This window comes from Leifsonia sp. NPDC077715 (assembly GCF_040686855.1).
GTDB lineage: Bacteria > Actinomycetota > Actinomycetes > Actinomycetales > Microbacteriaceae > Leifsonia.
Window position 1 is genome coordinate 265,299 of record NZ_JBFBOG010000001.1, and the last position, 20,980, is coordinate 286,278.

The 20,980-nt window shown below is 69.6% G+C and carries 21 protein-coding genes; 11 read left to right on the forward strand and 10 right to left on the reverse strand.

Features of this window, described 5'->3' with window-relative positions; all coding sequences use genetic code 11:
• Positions 1-106: 106 nt before the first annotated feature.
• The 4 genes from AB0P25_RS01270 to AB0P25_RS01285 form a co-directional block, all read right to left on the reverse strand.
• The gene (locus AB0P25_RS01270; RefSeq protein ID WP_363804933.1) at positions 107-1,378 is read right to left on the reverse strand and encodes a four-carbon acid sugar kinase family protein; all 1,272 of its coding nucleotides are present in this window, start codon (positions 1,376-1,378) and stop codon (positions 107-109) included.
• Positions 1,375-2,700 (reverse strand): MFS transporter, encoded by a 1,326-nt coding sequence (locus AB0P25_RS01275; protein WP_363804934.1) that lies wholly within the window; start codon positions 2,698-2,700, stop codon positions 1,375-1,377. Before AB0P25_RS01275 ends, AB0P25_RS01270 begins: the two co-directional genes overlap by 4 nt.
• Before the next feature lie 53 nt (positions 2,701-2,753).
• Positions 2,754-3,494, reverse strand: coding sequence for a FadR/GntR family transcriptional regulator (locus AB0P25_RS01280; protein ID WP_064109464.1), 741 nt, complete (start codon positions 3,492-3,494; stop codon positions 2,754-2,756).
• Between the two features lie 116 nt (positions 3,495-3,610).
• Entirely contained in the window at positions 3,611-4,969 is a 1,359-nt protein-coding gene (locus AB0P25_RS01285) for a Gfo/Idh/MocA family oxidoreductase (protein WP_363804936.1), read from the reverse strand.
• A 138-nt stretch (positions 4,970-5,107) separates the two neighbouring features.
• On the opposite strand from AB0P25_RS01285, the gene fbaA reads away from it, so the two are divergent.
• Positions 5,108-6,136: a class II fructose-bisphosphate aldolase gene (gene fbaA / locus AB0P25_RS01290; RefSeq protein ID WP_363804937.1), complete on the forward strand. Its 1,029-nt coding sequence runs from the start codon at positions 5,108-5,110 to the stop codon at positions 6,134-6,136.
• 67 nt (positions 6,137-6,203) lie between these two features.
• Positions 6,204-6,842, forward strand: a complete 639-nt coding sequence (locus tag AB0P25_RS01295; RefSeq protein ID WP_363804938.1) for a DUF6264 family protein — start codon at positions 6,204-6,206, stop codon at positions 6,840-6,842.
• 30 nt (positions 6,843-6,872) lie between these two features.
• Here AB0P25_RS01295 and AB0P25_RS01300 read toward each other — a convergent pair whose 3' ends face one another.
• A complete protein-coding gene (locus AB0P25_RS01300) occupies positions 6,873-7,907 on the reverse strand; it encodes a 4-hydroxy-3-methylbut-2-enyl diphosphate reductase (RefSeq protein WP_363806215.1) in 1,035 nt (344 codons plus the stop codon).
• A 73-nt stretch (positions 7,908-7,980) separates the two neighbouring features.
• Between AB0P25_RS01300 and xseA the strand changes: the two genes are divergently transcribed.
• The 5 genes from xseA to AB0P25_RS01325 are packed head-to-tail and all read left to right on the forward strand — an operon-like array spanning position 7,981 to position 12,246.
• The gene (xseA, locus tag AB0P25_RS01305) at positions 7,981-9,246 is read left to right on the forward strand and encodes an exodeoxyribonuclease VII large subunit (protein ID WP_363804940.1); all 1,266 of its coding nucleotides are present in this window, start codon (positions 7,981-7,983) and stop codon (positions 9,244-9,246) included.
• Between the two features lies 1 nt (position 9,247).
• Entirely contained in the window at positions 9,248-9,514 is a 267-nt protein-coding gene (locus AB0P25_RS01310; protein ID WP_082888915.1) for an exodeoxyribonuclease VII small subunit, read from the forward strand.
• Positions 9,511-10,173 carry a DUF4245 domain-containing protein gene (locus AB0P25_RS01315; protein ID WP_363804942.1) on the forward strand — a complete coding sequence of 221 codons (663 nt, stop codon included), beginning with the start codon at positions 9,511-9,513 and terminating at the stop codon, positions 10,171-10,173. Before AB0P25_RS01310 ends, AB0P25_RS01315 begins: the two co-directional genes overlap by 4 nt.
• 35 nt (positions 10,174-10,208) lie before the next feature.
• Entirely contained in the window at positions 10,209-10,805 is a 597-nt protein-coding gene (locus AB0P25_RS01320) for a carbonic anhydrase (protein WP_363806217.1), read from the forward strand.
• Positions 10,806-10,839: 34 nt separating this feature from the next.
• The gene (locus AB0P25_RS01325) at positions 10,840-12,246 is read left to right on the forward strand and encodes a class II fumarate hydratase (RefSeq protein WP_363804943.1); all 1,407 of its coding nucleotides are present in this window, start codon (positions 10,840-10,842) and stop codon (positions 12,244-12,246) included.
• A 61-nt stretch (positions 12,247-12,307) separates the two neighbouring features.
• On the opposite strand, the gene AB0P25_RS01330 is transcribed toward AB0P25_RS01325, so the two are convergent.
• The 4 genes from AB0P25_RS01330 to AB0P25_RS01345 all read right to left on the reverse strand — a co-directional run bounded on the left by AB0P25_RS01330 (position 12,308) and on the right by AB0P25_RS01345 (position 16,393).
• Positions 12,308-12,580, reverse strand: a complete 273-nt coding sequence (locus AB0P25_RS01330; RefSeq protein ID WP_363804944.1) for a hypothetical protein — start codon at positions 12,578-12,580, stop codon at positions 12,308-12,310.
• 346 nt (positions 12,581-12,926) lie between these two features.
• Entirely contained in the window at positions 12,927-14,276 is a 1,350-nt protein-coding gene (locus AB0P25_RS01335) for a PhoH family protein (protein WP_363804946.1), read from the reverse strand.
• Between the two features lie 208 nt (positions 14,277-14,484).
• Positions 14,485-15,603 (reverse strand): aminotransferase class V-fold PLP-dependent enzyme, encoded by a 1,119-nt coding sequence (locus tag AB0P25_RS01340; protein WP_363804948.1) that lies wholly within the window; start codon positions 15,601-15,603, stop codon positions 14,485-14,487.
• Positions 15,604-15,628: 25 nt separating this feature from the next.
• Positions 15,629-16,393, reverse strand: a complete 765-nt coding sequence (locus tag AB0P25_RS01345) for an isoprenyl transferase (protein WP_363806219.1) — start codon at positions 16,391-16,393, stop codon at positions 15,629-15,631.
• A 90-nt stretch (positions 16,394-16,483) separates the two neighbouring features.
• On the opposite strand from AB0P25_RS01345, the gene AB0P25_RS01350 reads away from it, so the two are divergent.
• Positions 16,484-17,329, forward strand: coding sequence for a hemolysin III family protein (locus AB0P25_RS01350; RefSeq protein ID WP_363804949.1), 846 nt, complete (start codon positions 16,484-16,486; stop codon positions 17,327-17,329).
• 3 nt (positions 17,330-17,332) lie between these two features.
• Here AB0P25_RS01350 and AB0P25_RS01355 read toward each other — a convergent pair whose 3' ends face one another.
• On the reverse strand, positions 17,333-17,785 hold the full coding sequence (locus tag AB0P25_RS01355) for an Lrp/AsnC family transcriptional regulator (RefSeq protein WP_363804951.1): 453 nt from the start codon (positions 17,783-17,785) through the stop codon (positions 17,333-17,335).
• 101 nt (positions 17,786-17,886) lie between these two features.
• On the opposite strand from AB0P25_RS01355, the gene AB0P25_RS01360 reads away from it, so the two are divergent.
• The 3 genes from AB0P25_RS01360 to AB0P25_RS01370 all read left to right on the forward strand — a co-directional run bounded on the left by AB0P25_RS01360 (position 17,887) and on the right by AB0P25_RS01370 (position 20,897).
• Positions 17,887-18,516 (forward strand): LysE family translocator, encoded by a 630-nt coding sequence (locus AB0P25_RS01360; RefSeq protein ID WP_363804952.1) that lies wholly within the window; start codon positions 17,887-17,889, stop codon positions 18,514-18,516.
• 97 nt (positions 18,517-18,613) lie between these two features.
• Positions 18,614-18,904, forward strand: coding sequence for a type VII secretion target (locus AB0P25_RS01365; RefSeq protein ID WP_363804953.1), 291 nt, complete (start codon positions 18,614-18,616; stop codon positions 18,902-18,904).
• Positions 18,905-18,965: 61 nt separating this feature from the next.
• Positions 18,966-20,897: an alpha/beta hydrolase gene (locus AB0P25_RS01370; RefSeq protein ID WP_363804955.1), complete on the forward strand. Its 1,932-nt coding sequence runs from the start codon at positions 18,966-18,968 to the stop codon at positions 20,895-20,897.
• The last annotated feature ends 83 nt before the right edge of the window (positions 20,898-20,980 follow it).

Below are 20,980 nucleotides of genomic sequence, written 5' to 3' on the forward strand. Positions count from 1 at the left end.
CCGGACGGTGCCAGTGTATCCGCCGCTCCGCGCCTCGTCAGGGGCCGGAGCGCGGTCTGCACGGACGTTCACGGAACGTTCGCGCAGACCGCGCGCGGGGCGCGGCTCAGACCGCGCCGACGGTCTCCGGCACGAGCCCCACGGCGGACAGCACCTCGGTGAGGGTGTCCGGTCCGCCGACGTTGCCCGGCACGACCACGTAGGTGATCTCGCGCCCGTCGTGGGCGAGCATCCGCCACACCGACACGCCCGGCAGCACCTGTCCGGCGACGTACGCCCAGGTGGCGCCGACCCCGGTCCGCGCCACCTCGGCGGAGGTGATACCGCCCTTGGCGACCACGACCTCCACCCGCGGCAGCAGGTCCCGGACGGCCGTCGTCAGCGCGGTCATCACCTTCTCGCCGTGCGCGAGCGTGTTGTCGGACGCGGCGCGGACCCGTTCGCTGGTGACCACGGCGAGCATCCCGTCGTCCAGCCGCGCGCGGGCGGCAGCAGCGGCCGCATGCCCGGCGGAGGCGGGGTCGGCGAAGGCGGCGACCGTGTCGATGACGGACGGTTCGCCCCATCCCTCGCGGACGCCCTCGAGCTGCGCGGTCGCGCCGCCGGTGTGCGATCCGACGGCGAGCAGCGTCGGACACGCCGACGCCACGAGCGGACGCGGAAGCAGCCCGGTGCTCTGCACCCCGGCGAGCGCCGCCGCGAGCGGGGCGGCCGAACGCACGACGAGCTGCGTGCCCGACTCCCGCGTGATCCCGACGGCCTCCGCGACGCGCCGGATGTCGTCATCCGTCAGTGCGTCGGGCAGCAGCACGCTTCCCACGGGAGCAGCGCCGAAGGCCGCCGCCAGCTCCTCCACCGGGCCGCGCACCACGGACAGCGGCACCGGCACCGGCTCGCGCGACGACTTCTCGCGCACGTACTCGGCGAGCACCCCGCTCGAGAACGGGAACACCGGGTCCGCCGCGTACTCCGTGTCGTGCGCCGCGACGACGGAGTCGCCGATCCGCACCAGGTGCACGCCGTCGACCGTGGTCCGGCCGCCGTCCGGGAACGCGGGCACGAACAGCATGACCGCCTCCGAGGAGAGGAACACCTCGGTCTCGGCGAACACGTGTCCCCGCAGCGTCGAGTCGCCGCGCAGCACGAACTGCACCTCCTCGCCCAGCCTGCGCGCCGCCTCCTCGGCGTCGCGCTTGACCCGCGACACGAGCCGCACGGCCGCGTCCTCGTCGATCGCGCGGCTGTTCGTCTGCACGTAGACGCTGTCATCCTGCCGCAGCGCCTCGGTGAGGAGGTCCGCGTCGCTCACGAGGAGGACGCGGACCCCGGTCGCCGACTGCGTGCCGGTGGGGTCGTCGTCGAGAACGACCGTCTTCATGCGCGGTCCTCGGCGATGACGCGCTCCACCTCGGCGCGCTCCTTCGGTCCCCAGGTCTCGCGGGTGACGAGGACGCCGATCAGGCCGATCACGCCGACGGCGACGTAGATCCAGGCGACACCGCCCCAGCCCATCCCGATGGCCGCGGCCGTCGCGATGAAGGGGATGAAGCCCGACAACGCGGCCGAGAACTGGTAGCCGAGCGAGGCGCCCGAGGTGCGGGTGTTCGTGCTGAACAGCTCGCTGAAGTAGGCGCCCTGCGTGCCCGCGAGCATGTCGTGGATGATCGCGAGGCCGATCACGTAGACGAGCACGATGAAGGCGGGGATGCCTGTGTTGACGAGCAGGAACATCGGGAAGCCGAACGCGATGGTCGCGAGCGAGCCGATCAGGTACACGGTCTTCCGGCCGAACCGATCGCTCAGCGCGCCGAAAATCACCGTGGTGAAGCATCCCAGCGCCGTCGCGATGATGAGGCCGGTCAGCGCGGTCTCGCGCGTCGCGATCTCGTTCGACGTGATGTAGGAGATGAGGTAGGTGACGATGACGTAGAAGCCGCCGGTCTCGGCGAGGCGCAGCGCGATGACGCGGAGGACGGTCCGCCAGTCGTTGCGGAGGACGGTCAGGATCGGGTTCTTCACCAGCGTGCCGGCGGTCTTGGCCTCCTCGAACTCGGGGCTCTCCGACACCTTGAGGCGGATGATGAGGCCGGCGACGATCAGCACGGCGCTGAGCATGAACGGCAGACGCCAGGCCAGCTCGTTGCCGAGGCCCGCCGAGAGCAGGAACGCCACGTTGGCGAGGAAGACTCCGAGCGGCACGCCGACCTGCGGGATGGCGGCGAATTTGCCGCGCTTTCGCCACGGCGCGTGCTCGAAGGTCATCAGGATCGCGCCGCCCCATTCGGCGCCGAACGCGAGGCCCTGCACGATACGGATCGCGGTGAGCAGGAGCGGGGCGAGCAGCCCGACCTGCGCGTAGGTCGGCAGCAGGCCGATGAGGACGGTCGAGATGCCCATCACGAACAGCGCACCGACGAGCACCGGCTTGCGGCCGTACTTGTCGCCGAGGAAGCCGCCGATGATGCCGCCGAGCGGACGCATCGCGAAGCCGATGCCGAACGTGAGGAAGCCGAGCAGGACACCGACGACCGGGTCCTCGCTCGGGAAGAAGTCCGTCCCGAAGTAGAGGGCGGCGGCGGTGCCGTAGGCGAGGAAGTCGTAGTTCTCGACGGTGGTGCCGACGGCGGAGCCGATGGCGACCTTCAGCTTGTCGGGCGAACCGTTGGCCGCCTGCTGTGAACGGGATGCTGTCATGGTCATTGCGGAGTGTCTCCCTTGATACTCGTTTCGAGCCGGGAGACCGTCTCCCGGCTCTAGCCGGTCGGGGCGGTGACCCCGCCGACGTTGCCGATGGCGTAGAAGCTTTCGATGTGTTCGCGAACCAGGCGGACGGCCTGATCCGGGTCGTGCTGTTCGATCGCGGCGAGGATGCCGCGGTGCTCCGCCCGGACGGTCTTGGCCGTCTCCCGCCAGTCGTCGAGGCGTTCGTAGGCCTCGATCATCTGGCGGTTGATGGCGATCCGGAGGGACTGCATCAGGTGGGCGGTGAGGGCGTTCCCGGTGGACTCCGCGATCGTCACGTGGAAGGCGGTGTCCAGCCGGTTGAACTCGCGTGCGTCGATGGAGGGGTCCTCCATGGCGTCGAGGATGCCGGCGAGCGCGGCGTGGTCGTCATCCGTCGCTCGATGGGCCGCCTCCGAACACGACCACGACTCGAGCGCGATGCGCGTGTCGAGCACGTCGGTCTGGCTGAAGTGCCCGAGCGCCAGCTGGAGCTTGAGCAGGTTCACGAACCCGGGTCCAGGCGTCCCGACGAGGACCGCTCCCCCCTCGCCGCCGCGGCGGATGTCCACCACCCCGAGCGCCTCCAGCACCCGCAGGCTCTCCCGCAGCGACGGACGGCTGACGCCGAGCGAGATCGCGAGATCCCGTTCGCTCGGCAGGTGGTCTCCCGCCTTCAACCGGCCGTCGAGGATGCGCTCCTCGATCTGCGCCATGACCTGCTCGTACGTGCGGACCCGCTGAACGGGCTCCCACGCCGTGCCCTCCGACATCGCTTCTCCCCTCGTTCGGGTTCCGGACCCCCATGGGGGCCCGGATCGCCCCGGCGCTCGAAGCGCCGCTCCCGGTGAGAAGCAGTCTAGTTTTCATGAGCGCCGAGGTCAGACCATCAGGCCGCGGCGAGGGATTCGCGACGGAACTCGTCCTCCAGTTCGCGGCGCACCTGGACGGCGAGCAGCGACTCGTCCGCATCCACGTCGTCCCACGAGACCATGCGGTCCTTGGGGACGTCGCGGATGAGCTTGGCGCCGTGCGCCAGGCCCAGCGGGAGGGCGTTGTGGTCGAGCGACACCGCGGCCGGAGCCAGCTTGCCGAAGACCGTGTAGCCGCCTTCGCCGTCGAGCGTGTCGCCCGCGCGGAGGTCCTTCTTCGCCGTTGTGACGACGTCGCCCCGGAAGCCGGTCGGCGAGCCGGTGGCCTCGTTGCGGAGGACCGCCGCCGCGATGGACACCCCGAGCTCGAGCCCGATCATGTGGTACGGACGGTACAGCTCGCCGAAGCGGCCCGACGGGTCGGTCTGCACGCCGTACTCGGCGAAGCACTGGACCGCGTAGTCGGTGCGCGCCTCGAAGGTGACGTAGACGCCCCAGCGCAGGTCGCGGTACACGTCGCTGCCGTCGCGGTTGAGGCTGGAGACGATCTCGACGGTCCCCGAGCGGCTGAGCGTGCCGCCGTTGGCCTTCGGGATGATGAGCGTCGACAGCTCGTCGACGCCCGCCGGCGTGAAGTTGAGACCCTCGTCCTGCGGGATGAGGCCCGTGCCGTTGGCGACGGCCGCCATCTCGATGGCCGACTTGGTGCCGTCCAGGAACGAGTTGAACATCTTCGGGTTGTAGTCGCCCGAGGCCAGCTGCTCCTCGGTGAAGCCGTAGTAGTTCCAGACCGTGTCCGGCGTGGAGTAGTTGTACTCCGGAAGGTACTTGGTGCCCTTGCCCGCGGCGACGACGTCGAAGCCGACGGTGCGCGCCCAGTCGACCATCTCGCAGATCAGCGCCGGCTGGTCGCCGTAGGCCATCGAGTAGACGACGCCGGCGGCCTGCGCGCGGCGCTGGAGGATCGGGCCGACCATGCAGTCCGCCTCGACGTTGACCATGATGACGTGCTTGCCGTTGTCGATGGCGGTGAGCGCGTGATAGGTGCCGATGATCGGGTTGCCGGTGATCTCCAGGACGACCTCGATCTCCGGGCGGCGCAGCAGGTCGTCCGCGCTCTCGGTGACGAAGGTCTTGCCCGTGCGCAGGGCGTCGTCGAAGCCGGTGGCCGCGTAACGCTCGGCCGGCCATCCGGTGCGGTCCAGGGCCGCCTTCGCCTTGGGGACGTTGATGTCGGCGACGGCGACCACGTGGAAGCCGGGGCTGTTCACGGCCTGCGTGAGGAACATCGACGAGAACTTGCCCGCACCGATGACGCCGACGCGGATCGGTCCCGCCTCCTCGGTGCGCTTCTGCAGCAGCGAGTGCAGATTCATGTGCCTACTCCTTTGTGGGTGGTTCTGGGATGATGGTCTGACCATCAATCCTTTGACCATAATGAGGGGGCTCGGTCCGGATGTCAAGCGCCTCGGTATGATGAGGGCGTTCGACACCCCGATCCTCAAGGAGCTGCAATGCCCATCGCCACGCCGGACCAGTACGCAGAGATGCTCGACAAAGCGAAGGCCGGCGGCTTCGCCTACCCCGCGTTCAACGTGTCGTCGTCGCAGACGATCAACGCCGTGCTGCAGGGTCTGACCGAGGCGGGCAGCGACGGGATCATCCAGGTCACCACCGGCGGCGCGGACTACTTCGCCGGGCAGACCGTCAAGGCCCGCGCGACCGGGGCGCTCGCGTTCGCGAAGTTCGCCACCGAGGTCGCCAAGAACTACCCCATCACGGTCGCGCTCCACACCGACCACTGCCCGAAGAACGCGCTCGACGACTTCGTCCTGCCGCTCATCGCCGCCTCCGAGGAGGAGGTCCGGGCCGGCCGCAACCCGATCTTCCAGTCGCACATGTGGGACGGCTCGGCCATCCCGCTGGACGAGAACCTCCAGATCGCGCAGGACATGCTCAAGCGCACCAAGGCGATCAACGCGATCCTCGAGGTCGAGATCGGCGTCGTCGGCGGCGAGGAGGACGGCGTCCGCCACGAGGGATCGAACGAAGCGCTGTACACCACGCTGGCCGACGCCGAGAAGGCGGTCGACGCGCTCGGCCTCGGCGAGAACGGCCGCTACATGGCCGCACTCACCTTCGGCAACGTGCACGGGGTGTACAAGCCGGGCAACGTCAAGCTCCGCCCCGAGCTCCTGAAGGAGATCCAGGACGGCCTCGCCGCGAAGTACGGCCACGGCCCGAAGCCGCTCGACCTCGTCTTCCACGGCGGCTCCGGCTCCACCGACGAGGAGATCGCGGAGGCGGTTCGCAACGGCGTCGTGAAGATGAACATCGACACCGACACCCAGTACGCCTTCACCCGCTCGATCGCGGACTACATGTTCAAGAACTACGACGGCGTGCTCAAGGTCGACGGCGAAGTGGGCAACAAGAAGCTGTACGACCCGCGCGCCTGGGGCAAGGTCGCCGAGTCGGCGATGGCGCAGCGCGTCATCGAGGCGACGCAGCAGCTCGGCTCGGCCGGACACTCCGGCAAGTAGTCGCGCCGGGCGGCGGGACGCGGAAGCGCCCGCCGCCCGCACCAGCAGGATCGAGGAGGCAGCGGGCATGACCGACCAGGAGCCGCGGCCGGACGACCGGCCACGTCCGCAGTTCGGGGAGCTGGCGCCCCCCGGCTGGGTGTGGCATCCCCCGGCCGATGCCGACCGCCTCGACACCTCCCGGCCGCTCGAGCGCGAGGACGACGCCGTCACTCCGCCGGCCCCGGCGGGCGCGCCGTATCCGGGCGCGCGGCCTCCGTATCCCGGGGCGCCCTACCCGTCGGCGGGCGAGCGGGCCCGCGCGGGGCAGCCGGCCCCGACCTGGAACCTGACGCTCACCATCCTGCTCGCCGTCTTCGGCTTCTTCGGGATGCTGTACTCGATCGCGACACTCCAGGCCATCCCGGCCTCGATGCAGCTGCTGCACAGCACGAACGGCCTCGGCGACTACACGCCCGCACCGGTCGTGGGCACGCTGGTGCTGATCGGGTCCATCCTGATGGGCGTGATCTGGGCGGCGTCCGCGGGTCTCGCGGCGCTGCTGCTGGTCCGGCGGCGGCTGGCGTTCTGGGTCCCCCTCGTCGCGGGGATCGTCGCCATGGTCGTGCTGCTGATCTTCGCCGGTGCGGTGCTCGCGACCGACCCGGTGCTGCTCGGGTTCTACTCGGGGACCTCCGGCGGCACGACGCCGACCCAGACGCCCTAGCGCCGCGCCGGGACGGAGCGGAGGAGCGGCCTAGCGGGTGCCGCGGCCGCCGAGCGCCCGCGCGTCCTGCTTGCCCGAGATGTCCTTGCGGAGCTCCTTCGGCAGCGAGAACATGAGGTCCTCCTCGGCCGTCTTGACCTCCTCGACATCGGCGTAACCGGCGCCCGCGAGGTCGTCCAGCACCTCCTGCACCAGCACCTCGGGCACGGATGCGCCGCTCGTCACGCCGATCGAGGAGACGCCGTCGAGCCATTCCTGCTTGATCTCGCTCGCATAGTCGACGCGGTAGGCGGCCTTCGCGCCGTACTCCAGCGCGACCTCGACCAGGCGGACCGAGTTGGAGGAGTTGGCCGAGCCGACCACGATCACGAGCTCCGCCTGCTCGGCGACCTTCTTGATGGCGACCTGGCGGTTCTGGGTGGCGTAGCAGATGTCGTCGCTGGGCGGGTCCTGCAGGTTCGGGAAGCGCTCGCGCAGGCGGCGCACGGTCTCCATCGTCTCGTCGACCGACAGCGTGGTCTGCGAGAGCCAGACGACGCGATCCGGGTCCTTCACGACGATGGAGTCGACGTCGTCCGGCCCGTTGACCAGGGTCACGTGGTCGGGCGCCTCGCCCGCCGTTCCCTCGACCTCCTCGTGGCCCGCGTGGCCGATGAGCAGGATCTCGCGGTCGTCGCGCGCGAAGCGCACGGCCTCGCGGTGCACCTTGGTGACCAGCGGGCAGGTGGCGTCGATCGCGCGCAGGCCGCGGGCGGCGGCGGCGTTGACGACGGCCGGCGAGACGCCGTGCGCCGAGAAGACGACGTGCGCGCCCTCCGGAACCTCGTCGACCTCGTCCACGAAGATCGCACCCTGCTGCTCCAGCTCGGACACGACGTGCACGTTGTGGACGATCTGCTTGCGCACGTAGACGGGCGAACCGTAGAGGTCCAGCGCCTTCTCGACGGCGACCACGGCGCGGTCGACACCGGCGCAGTAGCCGCGGGGTGCGGCCAGCAGGACCTTCTTGTGTCCGACGACCGGGTTATCCTGAAGCCGTCGCCTCGCGCCGGGAATCCGCGGCATCGGGAGGCTGATGGTTGCGTCGCTCACCCTTCGATCCTACGTGAGCACGCTGGACACGGAATGGGAGGGGTCGGTGAGCCAGTCAGCGCCCGTCGCGATGCAGCCCGCTCCCCCGACCGTGGACTCCCCGTGGCCGGTCGCGCTGCTCAACTCCAAGATCAAGGGATGGATCGACCGGCTCGGCACCGCATGGGTCGAGGGCGAGATCACGCAGTGGGGCATCTCCGGCGGGAACGTCTACGGCAAGCTGAAAGACCTGAACGAGGACGCCACGATCAGCTTCACGATCTGGTCCTCGGTGAAGGCGCGCATCCCGGCCGATCTCAAACAGGGCGACCGCGTCGTCGCCGCGATCAAGCCGAACTTCTGGGTCAAGGGCGGCACCCTGACCATGCAGGTCTACGACATGAAGCACGTGGGCCTGGGCGACCTTCTGGAGCGGCTGGAGCGGCTGCGGCAGCAGCTCGCCGCCGAGGGCCTGTTCGCCGTGGAGCGCAAGAAGCGCCTGCCGTTCCTCCCGCACACGATCGGTCTGGTGACGGGCAAGGACAGCGACGCCGAGAAGGATGTGCTCCGCAACGCGCAGCTGCGCTGGCCGCAGGTGCGGTTCCGCGTCGTGCACGCGGCCGTCCAGGGCGAGCGCACGGTGACCGAGGTGGTCTCCGCTATCCGGACGCTGGACGCCGATCCCGAGGTCGAGGTCATCATCGTGGCGCGCGGCGGCGGCGACTTCCAGAATCTGCTCGGCTTCAGCGACGAGCGCCTGGTGCGCGCGGCGGCTGCCGCGCTGACGCCGATCGTCAGCGCGATCGGGCACGAGGCCGACCGTCCGCTGCTCGACGAGGTGGCCGACCTCCGCGCGTCCACCCCGACGGATGCGGCGAAGCGCGTGGTCCCGGATGTCGCAGAAGAGCTGGCCCGGGTGCAGCAGGCGCGCGCCCGCATCGGCACGCGCGTCACGCACCTGATCGCGCACGAGATCGACCGGATCGGGCACCTGCGCACCCGCCCGGTGCTCGCCTCCCCGTCGTGGATCGTGGACGCCCGCGCCGAAGAGCTCACCCGCTACGTGGCCCGCGGCACGGAGCTCGTCGGCCGCTGCGTCGAGCGCGAGACCACCCGGGTGGCCGAGCTGCGCGGGCAGCTGCGGGCGCTGTCCCCCCAGGGCACGCTCGACCGGGGCTACGCCATCGTCCAGACCGCCGCCGGGCACGTCGTGACCGATCCCGAGGAGGCGCCGTCCGGCTCCGAGCTGCGGCTGACGGTCTCGGGCGGGTCGCTCGTCGCGACGGCCGGCGACCCGCTGCCGTCCCCCGCGAGCCACGGCGACCGCGAATAGAATGGATGCCATGCCCACCACAGAGACCTCCCCGGCCGGGGATCCGCTCAGCACGCTCAGCTACGAAGAGGCGCGCGACGAGCTGATCCGCGTCGTGACGGAGCTCGAGCAGGGCACGACCACGCTCGAGGAGTCCATCGCGCTGTGGGAGCGCGGCGAGGCCCTGGCGCGCCACTGCGAGGAGTGGCTGATCGGCGCGAAGGCGCGGCTCGACGCGGCCCGCGCCGGCGCGGGCGCAGCGACCTCGGGAGCGTTCGACGGCGAATGAGCCCCCGCAACAACAAGCCTCCGGCGGTCGTCGCGGAGCTCGGGCGCCCCGAGACTCCGGAGGAGACCGCGGCCCGCAAGGCCGAGAACTCGGCGAACCACCGCAACCGGCAGACGATCAACAACCTCGTCTACTCGCTGCTCGCCACCCTCGCGCTCGTCGCCGTGATCGTGCTCATCGTGCCGCGCGGCAACCCGTCCGCGACCAAGCCGGCGGTCGACTACCCCTCCATCGCGCAGCAGGCGCAGGGCAGTGAGCCGGACGCACTGCTGGTGCCGAAGCTCCCGGCGGACTGGAAGTCCAACAATGCCGAACTGCGCACGAAGACGTCCGACGGCGTCGACTCCTGGTACATCGGGTTCGTGACGCCGAAGCAGCAGTTCATCGGCGTCACGCAGGGTTTCAAGGCCAATGACAGCTGGGTGTCCGACCAGGTGAACAAGTCCCGCATCAAAGACACCCGCGACATCGACGGCGTGACCTGGGACGTCTACGACAACCGCACCTCCAGCTCGGACGACGGCAACGTCGAGTACGCGCTGACGACCACCTCTGGCGACAGCACGATCATCGTGTTCGGCACGGCGGACGACGCCGAGTTCCGCACGATGGCGTCGTCGCTCGCCGACCAGATCCACTCACTCGGAGGAGACAAGTAGTGCCCACCACACGCCCCGGTAAGGTCTGGAACTCGATGCTCGACGGCAACGCCCGCTTCGTCGCGGGCGAGCCGCAGCATCCCCACCAGGATGTGGAGCGACGCGAGTCCGTCGCCGATGGCCAGGAGCCGGTCGCCGCCATCTTCGGCTGCGCCGACTCCCGCCTCGCGGCCGAGATCATCTTCGACATGGGCCTCGGCGACGCCTTCGTGGTGCGCAACGCCGGCCAGGTCGTCTCCGACTCCGTCATCGGGTCGCTGGAGTACGCGGTCGCGGTGCTGCATGTGCCGCTCATCCTCGTGCTCGGCCACGACAGCTGCGGCGCGGTCGCGGCCGCCATCGGCTCACAGGCCGAGGACGCCGACCCGCTGCCGCCGCACATCGCCCAGCTGATCGCGCCGATCGTCCCCGCGGTCCACCGCGTCGGCGGCGACGGCGCGGTCGACCCCGCCGCCATCGACGCCGGAGAGGTCGGGCGCGAGCACCTGCGCGACACCGTCTCCGAGCTGCTGGCGCAGTCCGAGATCATCGCCTCCGCGGTCGCCGAGAACACCCTTGCGATCGTCGGCGCCAACTACCGGCTCGCGGAGGGCCGGGTCGTCCCCGACGTCGTCGTCGGCATGCGCGACTGACATCGACCTCCGTATACAGAAAGGAAGACACACCGTGGTGGACACCCAGGCGGACGCCGAGTACCGCATCGAGCACGACACGATGGGAGAGGTGCGCGTCCCCAAGAACGCGCTCTACAGCGCGCAGACGCAGCGCGCCGTCGAGAACTTCCCTATCTCCGGGTCGGTGCTGGAGCCGGCGCAGATCGCCGCGCTCGCCCGCATCAAGAAGTCGGCCGCGCTCGCCAACGCGCGCCTCGGCGTGCTCGACCAGGACGTCGCGGACGCCATCGCCTCCGCCGCCGACGAGGTCGCCGCGGGCGCCCACGACGCCGAGTTCCCGATCGACGTGTACCAGACCGGTTCCGGCACGTCGTCCAACATGAACATGAACGAGGTGCTGGCGACCCTCGCGTCGGAACGCCTCGGCCGTCCGGTGCACCCGAACGACCACGTCAACGCGTCGCAGTCGTCGAACGACGTCTTCCCGACCTCGGTGCACATCGCCGTCACCGGCGCGCTCACCGACGACCTCATCCCGGCGCTCGACCACCTCGCGGTCGCCCTCGAGGGGAAGGCGGAGCAGTGGGCGGACGCGGTCAAGAGCGGCCGCACGCACCTGATGGACGCCACCCCGGTCACCCTCGGTCAGGAGTTCGGCGGCTACGCAGCGCAGATCCGCTACGGCATCGAGCGCATCCGCGCCGCCCTCCCCCGCGTCGCCGAGGTCCCGCTCGGCGGCACGGCGGTCGGCACCGGCATCAACACCCCGCTCGGCTTCCCGCAGCTCGTCATCGAGCTGCTGACGCAGGAGACCGAGCTGCCGATCACCGAGGCGCGCAACCACTTCGAGGCCCAGGCGAACCGCGACGCGCTCGTCGAGGCGTCCGGCGCCCTCCGCACGATCGCCGTCTCGCTGACGAAGATCTCGAACGACCTGCGCTGGATGGGCTCCGGCCCGAACACCGGCCTCGGCGAGCTCCACATCCCGGACCTGCAGCCCGGTTCGTCGATCATGCCCGGCAAGGTCAACCCGGTCATCCCGGAGGCGGTCCTCATGGTCGCCTCGCGGGTGATCGGCAACGACGCGACGATCGCCTGGAGCGGCGCCTCCGGCCTGTTCGAGCTGAACGTCGCCATCCCGGTCATGGGCACCGCGCTGCTGGAGTCGATCCGCCTGCTCACGCAAGCCAGCCGCGTGCTCGCCGACAAGACCATCCGGGGCCTCGAGGCCAACCTGGACCGCGCCCGCGCCTTCGCCGAGTCGAGCCCGTCGATCGTGACGCCGCTCAACCGCGTGATCGGCTACGAGGCCGCCGCCAAGGTCGCCAAGCACGCCGTCGCCAAGGGCATCACGGTGCGCGAGGCCGTCATCGACCTCGGCTTCGTCGACCGCGGCGAGGTCACCCTCGAGCAGCTGGACAAGGCCCTCGACGTCCTCTCCATGACCCACCCCGGCTGAGCCGCCGCCGCATGTGAACTATGTGGCGCCCCGTTGGCAACGAACGGGGCGCCACACATTCTCAGACGTGCTGGCTGATCCACTCCCAGATCCGGCGCGGAAGCCAGCCAGTGTTCGAGCGCCCACTTACATCGAACACCAGGACCCTGTCGGTCTCATCAAGGGCGGGGCGGATGTGGTTATACACTGACTCGGCGGTCTGTCCCCACGCCGACACTAGCCATGTGGAATCCGTCGGCTTCGCCCATGCTCCGAGCGACTTGATGCGCTCGTGCAGGCTGGCGTAGGACTGACCGGGCCTGTTCAGGTCATAGGTAATAAGAATCGTCGACATAATGCCGACCTTTCCAGGAACGTCCTCGCCTCGGCGTTGCACTGGCTGCGCTCTACCGATCGGGCTATCCTCAGATCGAATCCCTACCAAGGTTCACCGAGGAAGCTCGAGAGCGGCGAAACCCGTATCTCGGGCTTTCTTGTTCCTACGGAGATCATCCACCCCTCCACGGACACGTTTGTCACGACACGCCGAATGCAATACCAAGCTCTTCACTCGCGAGTGCTATCGGTAGACCGGGTCTGGTCAACCGATAGCAATGCGCGGTGCTGCGGACGAGTACACGAAGAGTGCACGCCGAGACGGGTCCCAGCGTGCACTCTTCGTGTACTCGACGGGGGGGCGGCTAGGCCAGCTCGTTGGCCTCCAGCATCTCGGTCACGAGGGCCGCGATGGCGGAGCGCTCGGAGCGGGTGAGGGTGACGTGCGCGAACAGCGGGTGGCCCTTCAGCGTCTCGATCACGCTCGCGACGCCGTCGTGGCGGCCGACACGGAGGTTGTCGCGCTGGGCGACGTCGTGGGTGAGCACCACGCGCGAGTTCTGGCCGATGCGGCTGAGGACCGTCAGCAGCACGTTCCGCTCCAGCGACTGGGCCTCGTCCACGATCACGAACGCGTCGTGCAACGATCGGCCGCGGATGTGCGTGAGCGGCAGCACCTCGAGGATGCCGCGGTCCTGCACCTCATCCAGCACGTTCTGCGAGACCAGCGCGCCGAGCGTGTCGAACACCGCCTGTCCCCAGGGGTTCATCTTCTCGCCCTGGTCGCCGGGAAGATAGCCGAGCTCCTGGCCGCCGACCGCGTACAGCGGGCGGAACACCATGATCTTCTTGTGCTGACGCCGCTCCAGCACCGCCTCGAGTCCGGCGCAGAGTGCGAGGGCCGACTTGCCGGTGCCGGCGCGACCGCCGAGCGACAGGATGCCGATCTCCGGGTCGAGGAGCAGGTCGATCGCGAGGCGCTGCTCCGCCGAGCGGCCGTGCAGGCCGAACACGTCGCGGTCGCCGCGCACCAGCTTCACCTCGGCGTCGGCGACCACCCGGCCGAGGGCCGAGCCGCGGTCCGAGTGGATGACGAGGCCCGTGTTGACCGGGAGACCGGCGGCGAGCTCGGTCCGCATCCACTCCTCCTCGTAGAGGGACGCCATCTCATCGCTGCCGAGGTCGATCGAGGCCATACCGGTCCAGCCGGAGTCGACCGCCTGCTCGTGGCGGTACTCCTCGGCGGCCAGGCCGATCGAGGCGGCCTTCACGCGCAGCGGGAGGTCCTTGGAGACGACCGTCACATCCAGGCCGTCGTTCGACAGGTTGAGGGCGACCGCGAGGATGCGCGAGTCGTTGTCGCCGAGCTGCATGCCGCTCGGCAGGACGCTCATGTTCGAGTGATTGAGCTCCACGCGCAGCGAGCCGCCGTCGCCGACGGGGATCGGGAAGTCGAGCCGTTCGTGCTGCACCCGCAGATCGTCCAGGTTGCGCAGCGCCTGTCGCGCGAAGTACCCGATCTCGGGGTCATTGCGCTTGCCCTCGAGCTCGCTCACGACGACGACGGGGATGACGACAGCGTGCTCCGCGAAGTTGAAGATCGCCTTCGGATCGGAGAGCAGCACCGACGTGTCGAGCACATACGTGCGCTCGTCCGTCTTCGCCGCCCCGCCGGTCTGCCGAGTTGCTGCCTGTCGGGTTGCTGATTCCGCCACGACCACTCCCACCCCGCCGGTCCCTCGGGAGCCGGCGGATCTCACTGGCGAGACGGCCGCTGGTTTCGAGACGAACTTTTGTGGCCGTCTCGATCGGGCGCGGTGCCCGATGGCTTGAAACTACGCCCGGGCACCGACATCGGTCGCCGGCGGGGCCGCGTGTCGTGTTTCGTTCAGGTGAACATTCGCCCCCAGTTGTGGGAGCTTGTCAGGCGACCGAGGCGTAGGAGGTGAACGCCGCGCGCAGCATGTCCAGCGTCTCCTCGGTCGTGCCGGCGTGGACGCTGACGCGCACGCTGGTCGAGCGCACCGTCGCCGTCACGCCGTGGTTGAACAGCGAGGCGCCGAGCGCCGTCAACTGCTCGGGCAGCGGCTCGAGCACGACCATTCCCGCCCGCTCGTTGGGGCTACGCGAGGAGGAGACCGGGACGGCGAACTCGTCGGCGAGTTCGAGGACGCGCTCGACGTTGTCGGAGACGGCGGCGGCCACCGCGTCCACCCCGACCTGCGCGACCTCCTCGAGAGCGGCGGCGAAGCGCGCCTCGGCGACGAGGTCGGGGTTGGAGACGGAGAAGGCCCCGGCGCCGCGCACCGGCTCGCGCACCTCGTCCCAGGGCTGCTCCGGCCCGGAGCCGGTCCACCCGCTGAACACCGGCGTGAGGTGGTCGACGGCCCGCTCGCTGAGCGCCAGGAAACCGGTGCCCCAGCCGGCGCGCATCCACTTCTGGCCGCCCGAGACGACGACGTCGGCGACCTCCCATGGAGCGTCCACCACGCCGAAACCCTGGATGGCGTCCACGACGAGGAGGCGGTCGCCGATGACCTGCCGGATGCCGTCGATGTCGGCCAGGTAGCCGGTCCGCGAGTCGACGAGGCTGACCATGACGGCCGCCGTCGAGTCGGTCAGCTGCTCGCGGATGCGGGCCGGCGTCACGCGGTCGTGGTCGGTCTCGAGCCAGACCGGCGTGATGACGCGGAGGGCCTGCGCCGCCCGTTCGGCGGCATACGTCAGGGAGGGGAACTCGCCGAGCGAGAGGAGCACGTCCCCACCGGTGAGCCCGAAGGCGGCGTGCAGGAGGCCGCTGGAGGCGTTCGGCTGGAACACGATCTGCTCGGCGGGGAACCGGGTCAGTGCGCTCACCGCGTCCCGCACGCGCTCGTCCTCCGCGCGCATCCGCTCGATCGTGCCGAAGCGGGCGCGCGACAGGATCTCGTACTGCCCGAGGGCTTCGGCACGGGCGGTGGCGGACAGCGGGCCGACCCGTCCGTAGTCCAGGTAGCCGGGCTCCTCGCCGAATCCGCGGGCGAACTCCTCGATCGTCGTCACGTGACGATTCTGCCGGAAAGGGGACTCAGCCGCCGAAGCGGCGCTGGCGTCGGGAGTAGTCGCGCACGGCGCGCAGAAAGTCGACCTCGCGCAGGTCCGGTCCCAGCGCCTCGACGAAGTAGAACTCGCTGTGCGCGCTCTGCCACAGCATGAAGTCGCTGAGGCGCTGCTCCCCCGACGTGCGGATGACGAGGTCGGGATCGGGCTGGCCGCCGGTGTACAGATGCTCGCCGATGAGGTCCGGCGTGAGCAGGTCGGCGAGCGTTTCGAGGCTGCCGCCCTCGGCGTGGTGCGCGGCGACGATGCTGCGCATGGCGTCGGTGATCTCCTTGCGGCCGCCGTAGCCGACCGCGAGGTTGATGTGCATGCCCGTGTTCTCGGCCGTGCGGCGCTCCGCGTCGGCGAGCGCTTCGACGAGCCGGGCGGGGAGGCCGGCGGTCGAGCCGACGTGCTTGACCCGCCAGTCCCGGTACTGCGAGACGTCCTCGGCAAGCTGCGCGATGATCTCGATCAGGTCGCCGAGCTCCGAGCTCTCGCGGTTGGTGAGGTTGTCCGACGACAGGAGGTACAGCGTCACGACCTCGATCCCGAGCTCGTCGCACCACTCCAGGAACTCGCGCATCTTCGCCGCGCCCGCCCGGTGGCCGTGCGCGACCGTGTCGAGCCCCGCCTGGCGGGCCCACCGCCGGTTGCCGTCGATGATCATCGCCACGTGCTGCGGCAGGGCGTCGCGGTTGATGTCGCGGCGGAGCCGCTTCTGGTAGAGCCGGTAGAGCAGCCCGCTGGCCATCAGCCGATCACCCGGCGTCGCGCTTCTGCTCACCCTGCTACGTTACTGCGCTCACAGCATCCCGCCACCCGCCTCCCCTACGCTGGGTGCATGTCGCCCCGCAGAAGCCCGAACCCCGACCGCACCGCCGGTGCGCGCCCCGGGGAGGATGTCGCCGAGCTGCTCTCCGAGCCGACTCCCCTGCTCGACCCGTCCGATGCCGCCGTGCAGGCGGACGAGCGCGAAACGCGCGACGCCGGCCCGGACCTGCCGAACATCCCGCTGCTCGACGCCTCCCTCGCCAACCCGGCGGACGTCAAGCCGACCTGGCGCGGATGGATCCATGCGGGCACGTTCCCGGTCACCATCGCGGCCGGCATCGTCCTGATCTGCCTGGCGCACGGAGCCCCGGCGAAGTGGGCGTCGGCGGTGTTCATGCTGACCTCGATGCTGCTGTTCGGCAACTCGGCGCTGTACCACCGCTTCAACTGGCGACCGCGCACCAAGGTCATCCTGAAGCGCATCGACCACGCGAACATCTTCCTGCTCATCGCCGGCACGTACACCCCGCTGGCGGTCCTCGCTCTGCCGCCGGACAAGGGCATCCTGCTGCTCTCGCTCGTCTGGGCCGGGGCGCTGCTCGGGATCGGGTTCCGGGTGTTCTGGATCACGGCGCCGCGCTGGCTGTACGTCCCGATCTACGTGGCGCTCGGCTGGGCGGCCCTCATGTACATCGTCGACCTGGTGAACGCGAACGTCGCGATGATGGTCCTCGTGCTCGTGGGCGGCATCCTGTACACGATCGGCGCTGTCATCTACGGGATGAAGCGGCCGAACCCGTTCCCCGGGAAGTTCGGGTTCCACGAGATCTTCCACACGCTCACGGTGCTCGCGTTCCTCTGCCACTGGACGGCGACGCTGCTGATCGCGATGCATCCCGCCTACAACGCGGGCTGACGCTCAGGTCGGCAGCGCGCGGCGTCCCGTCACCTGCTTCATCACCAGCGTGGAGCTGAGCTTGCGTACGCCCGGCAGGGCGCCGAGCGGGCCGTCGAAGAGCTCCTGATAGGCCGTCAGGTCGGCGGTGAGCACGCGGAGCATGTAGTCCGGGTCGCCGAACAGCCGCTCGGCCTGCACGATGTTCCGGATGGCGAGCACGCCCTCCTCGAACGCGCCGACGGTCTCCGGGTCGGTGCGGTCGATGGTCACGAATACGATCGCCTCGAAGTTGAGCCCGACCGCCGCGGGCGACACGACCGCGCGGTACTGCTCGATGACGCCGTCGCGCTCGAGTTCGCGCACCCGCCGGTGGCACGGGGACAGCGTCAGTCCGACGCGCGCGGCGAGGTCGGTGAGGCTGAGCCGGCCGTCTTCCTGCAATGCCGCAAGGATCTCCCTGTCGATGGCGTCCATGGGGTGAATTCTTCCACATCCAGCGCGTCTGCGCCCGAAAGTAGCAAGCACCTGTCGCCTCTCCTGGCATAGCTTTCCCCTGACATCGAAAGGGGATGCTGATGGATCCGGCACTGGCACTGGGGTTCTGGGGCGTGACCGTGCTGCTCGTCTGCACGCCGGGCGCCGACTGGGCGTACGCGGTCTCGGTCGGGGTCGGCGGCCGGAGCCTCGCGCCGTCGATCGGCGGCATCCTGTTCGGCTACCTGGTGGTCGTGTGCGCCGTCGCTGTCGGTTTGGGCGCACTGGTGGCGGCGAATCCGGTGCTGATGGACGTGCTCACCATCGGCGGCGCGCTGTACCTGCTCTGGCTCGGGATCGGCGGCCTCGTCCGGTCGGCGGGCCCACTCACCGCGCACGCGGACACCGGCGCGGCCGGCTCGCCCCTGGCGTCCTTCTTGCGGGGTGCGGGCGTGAGCGGCTTCAACCCGAAGGGCCTGCTGGTGCTCGTCGCCCTGGTGCCGCAGTTCACCTCGACGCACACCGACTGGGCGCCGGCCGCGCAGATGCTGCTGCTCGGCGGGATGTTCGTCGCGACCTGCGCGGTCGTCTACCCGGCTGTCGCGATGCTGGCCCGGCGACTGCTCGCGGCGCGGCCGCGCGGGACGGTCATCATGTCGCGCGTGTCGGCCATCGCCATGACGCTGATCGGGGTGTCGCTGCTGGCGGAGCGGGTGGCGCAGTTCTGGTGAGGGCCCGTCCTACGCGCAATTGAGGCCACCGTCCCTTTTAAGTCGCCCGATATTGATACCTTAACGCTTCATTCATGATGAGCTGTAAGGAGCAGATATGGCGAGAGCGGTCGGTGTCGATGTCGGGAGGTTGCGAGCGGGCGCGCACTCGCTGAAAGGCGCGGTGTGCGGGAAGCGTCCATCGGCGGACGAGTCGCACGGTTTCGGTTCGTGGACGGCGCGGGACGCGGTAGAGCGCTTCGAGGCGTACTGGGTGTCCGGGCAGTCGTCAGTCGATGACTCGATGGCGGGACTCGCGGGGGCGCTGTCCAAGGCCGCCGACGCCTACGAGCAGCGGGACGCGAAGGATGCGGTCGCTCTGCGCCAGGGGGTATTCGTTGGCTTCTAGGGCGCACGACTGGTCGCCGCTCGGTCTGGACTCGGATCCGACGCCGGGTGATCACGCGATCGTGGACGCCTTCGCGACCCACCTGCGGCGCTGGTCCGATCGACTGCAGCACCAGTCCAGGACAGCGAAGGACGTGCTGGATTCACAGCTGGACGCGTCGGCATGGTCGGGCCTCGCCGCGGATATCTTCCGGCAGCGGCTGCGGTCGGCGGCCTCGGCCGCGTCGGAGGCGGCCGGCCGGCACGCCCAGGGCGCTGAGGCGGCGTCGCGGTGGTCGGCCTCGCTTCACCTGGCACAGGATGATGCGGATCGGGCGCTGCGGGAAGCAGAGGACGCGCTAGCAGAATTGCACGCGCAGGAGGCCGCCATGGCAGCGCTCGGCCCGGAGTATGCCGCCTTGGTCATGGCGCTGAAAGTCGTGGAGAAGGCCTACGCCTCCACCGAGAAGCCGCCGCCGGGAAAGACCGCACCGTCCCATTCGGAGGTCACGGCCGCGCGGAAGAAGGAGCAGGCGGCGGCCGACGGGCTGGCGCAGGCGCGGCTTCGTGCCCAGGATGCGCAGGAACGCCTCGACGCCGCCAGACGGCGCGCCCGGGAGGCGGAAGAACAGTACGACGCCGATGAACGGGCCTTCGCCCGCGCCCTCGACGACGCTCTGCACGGCGCTGCGACCCGAGCGCCGAAGCGGGAGATGGCGACCTTCGGCTCCACGGTCGGCAAGCTCTCCCGCATCCCTGTTTCGGCGAGCGTCAACGCGTCGCTGATGGACACGTTGAAGACGCTGACGCCGGACGAGCTGAAGGCGCTGATGGCCCAGAGGCCCGAGCTCGCGCAACAGTTCTGGGAACACCCGCCGTCGGCGGACAAGGTTGCGGGATGGTGGGCGGGGTTGGCCGAGGACGTCCGGGCTTCGTGGCAGAAGGCTGCGCCCGGCATCCTGGGCAACCTCGCCGGCCTGCCGTACTCCGTCCGCAAGACGTGCAACCTGGCGGTCTACAAGGAGGCGCAGAAGCACCTCTCCGCTCTCAGTCCCGAGCAGCGCAAGGTACTTGCGGCTCTGAAGAATGTTCTCGCGGACCCCTCAGCCTCGTTGGTGTGCTTCAACCTCAATGCCAAGGTTCCGATGGTCGCCGTCGGCTACGGCGACCTCGACACTGCCGACACTGTTACGTGGGCCGCACCCGGGATGTTCTCCGACGCCGCCGACGGCACCGCGAGCTGGTCCCTGGCGGCGAGGAACCTCTTCGACGAGCAGAACGATCGTGACGGGAGCAGGACGCATGCGACGGTCGCTTGGTTGGGCTATGACACGCCGGATCTGGGCAGCGTGAACACCCCGGCGTTGGCGCAGGACGGAGCCTGGCGATTCGCAAACGAGCTGGACGGTACCCACGCCACCCGAGCCGCGCAGTCGCGGGCGCCGCTCCCGTACGTGTCCGTGATCGCACACTCCTACGGCACCACGATGGCCGCCGACGCGTTGGTCCATACGAAGTACCCGATCGATTCCTTCACCATGCTGGGTTCCGCCGGCATCGACACCACGGTCGTGAGATCCCTATCCGACCTGCACGTTAAGACAGACGGCGGTATACCGGCGATCTACACCACCATAGCCAGGCAGGATTTCACCGCCCCCTTCGGATCCGTCCTCGGCGGACGCGCGCAACCGAACCCCGAGGCCGTCTGGTCGCCCGGGGCGAGCATAGCCGGCGCGGTCTTACCCGCAGCCGGACTCTCGCACACCCTCCGCGGCATGGGCGGCGCGCAATCGTTCTCTGCCGAAGGAGCTACGCTCCTCGGGGAAGTACTCAAGCCCACCCAGGGACACAGCGCCATTGGCGCCAACATCGACGGACGGAATCCCCTCAACGGAACCGCCCCCGCGGGCTACGGATACCTCGACCCGTACACAGAGTCGTTGCGCAACACGGCCTACACCACGACCGGTCTGCCCGGAAAAGTCGTCGGCGGATTGAAGACGAACCGATGACTTCTTACTCACGGGCCAGCGGCCCGATCATCAACACCGGCAGGCTGACCCTCGTCGCAGCGCTGACTGCCACCCTGCTAGGA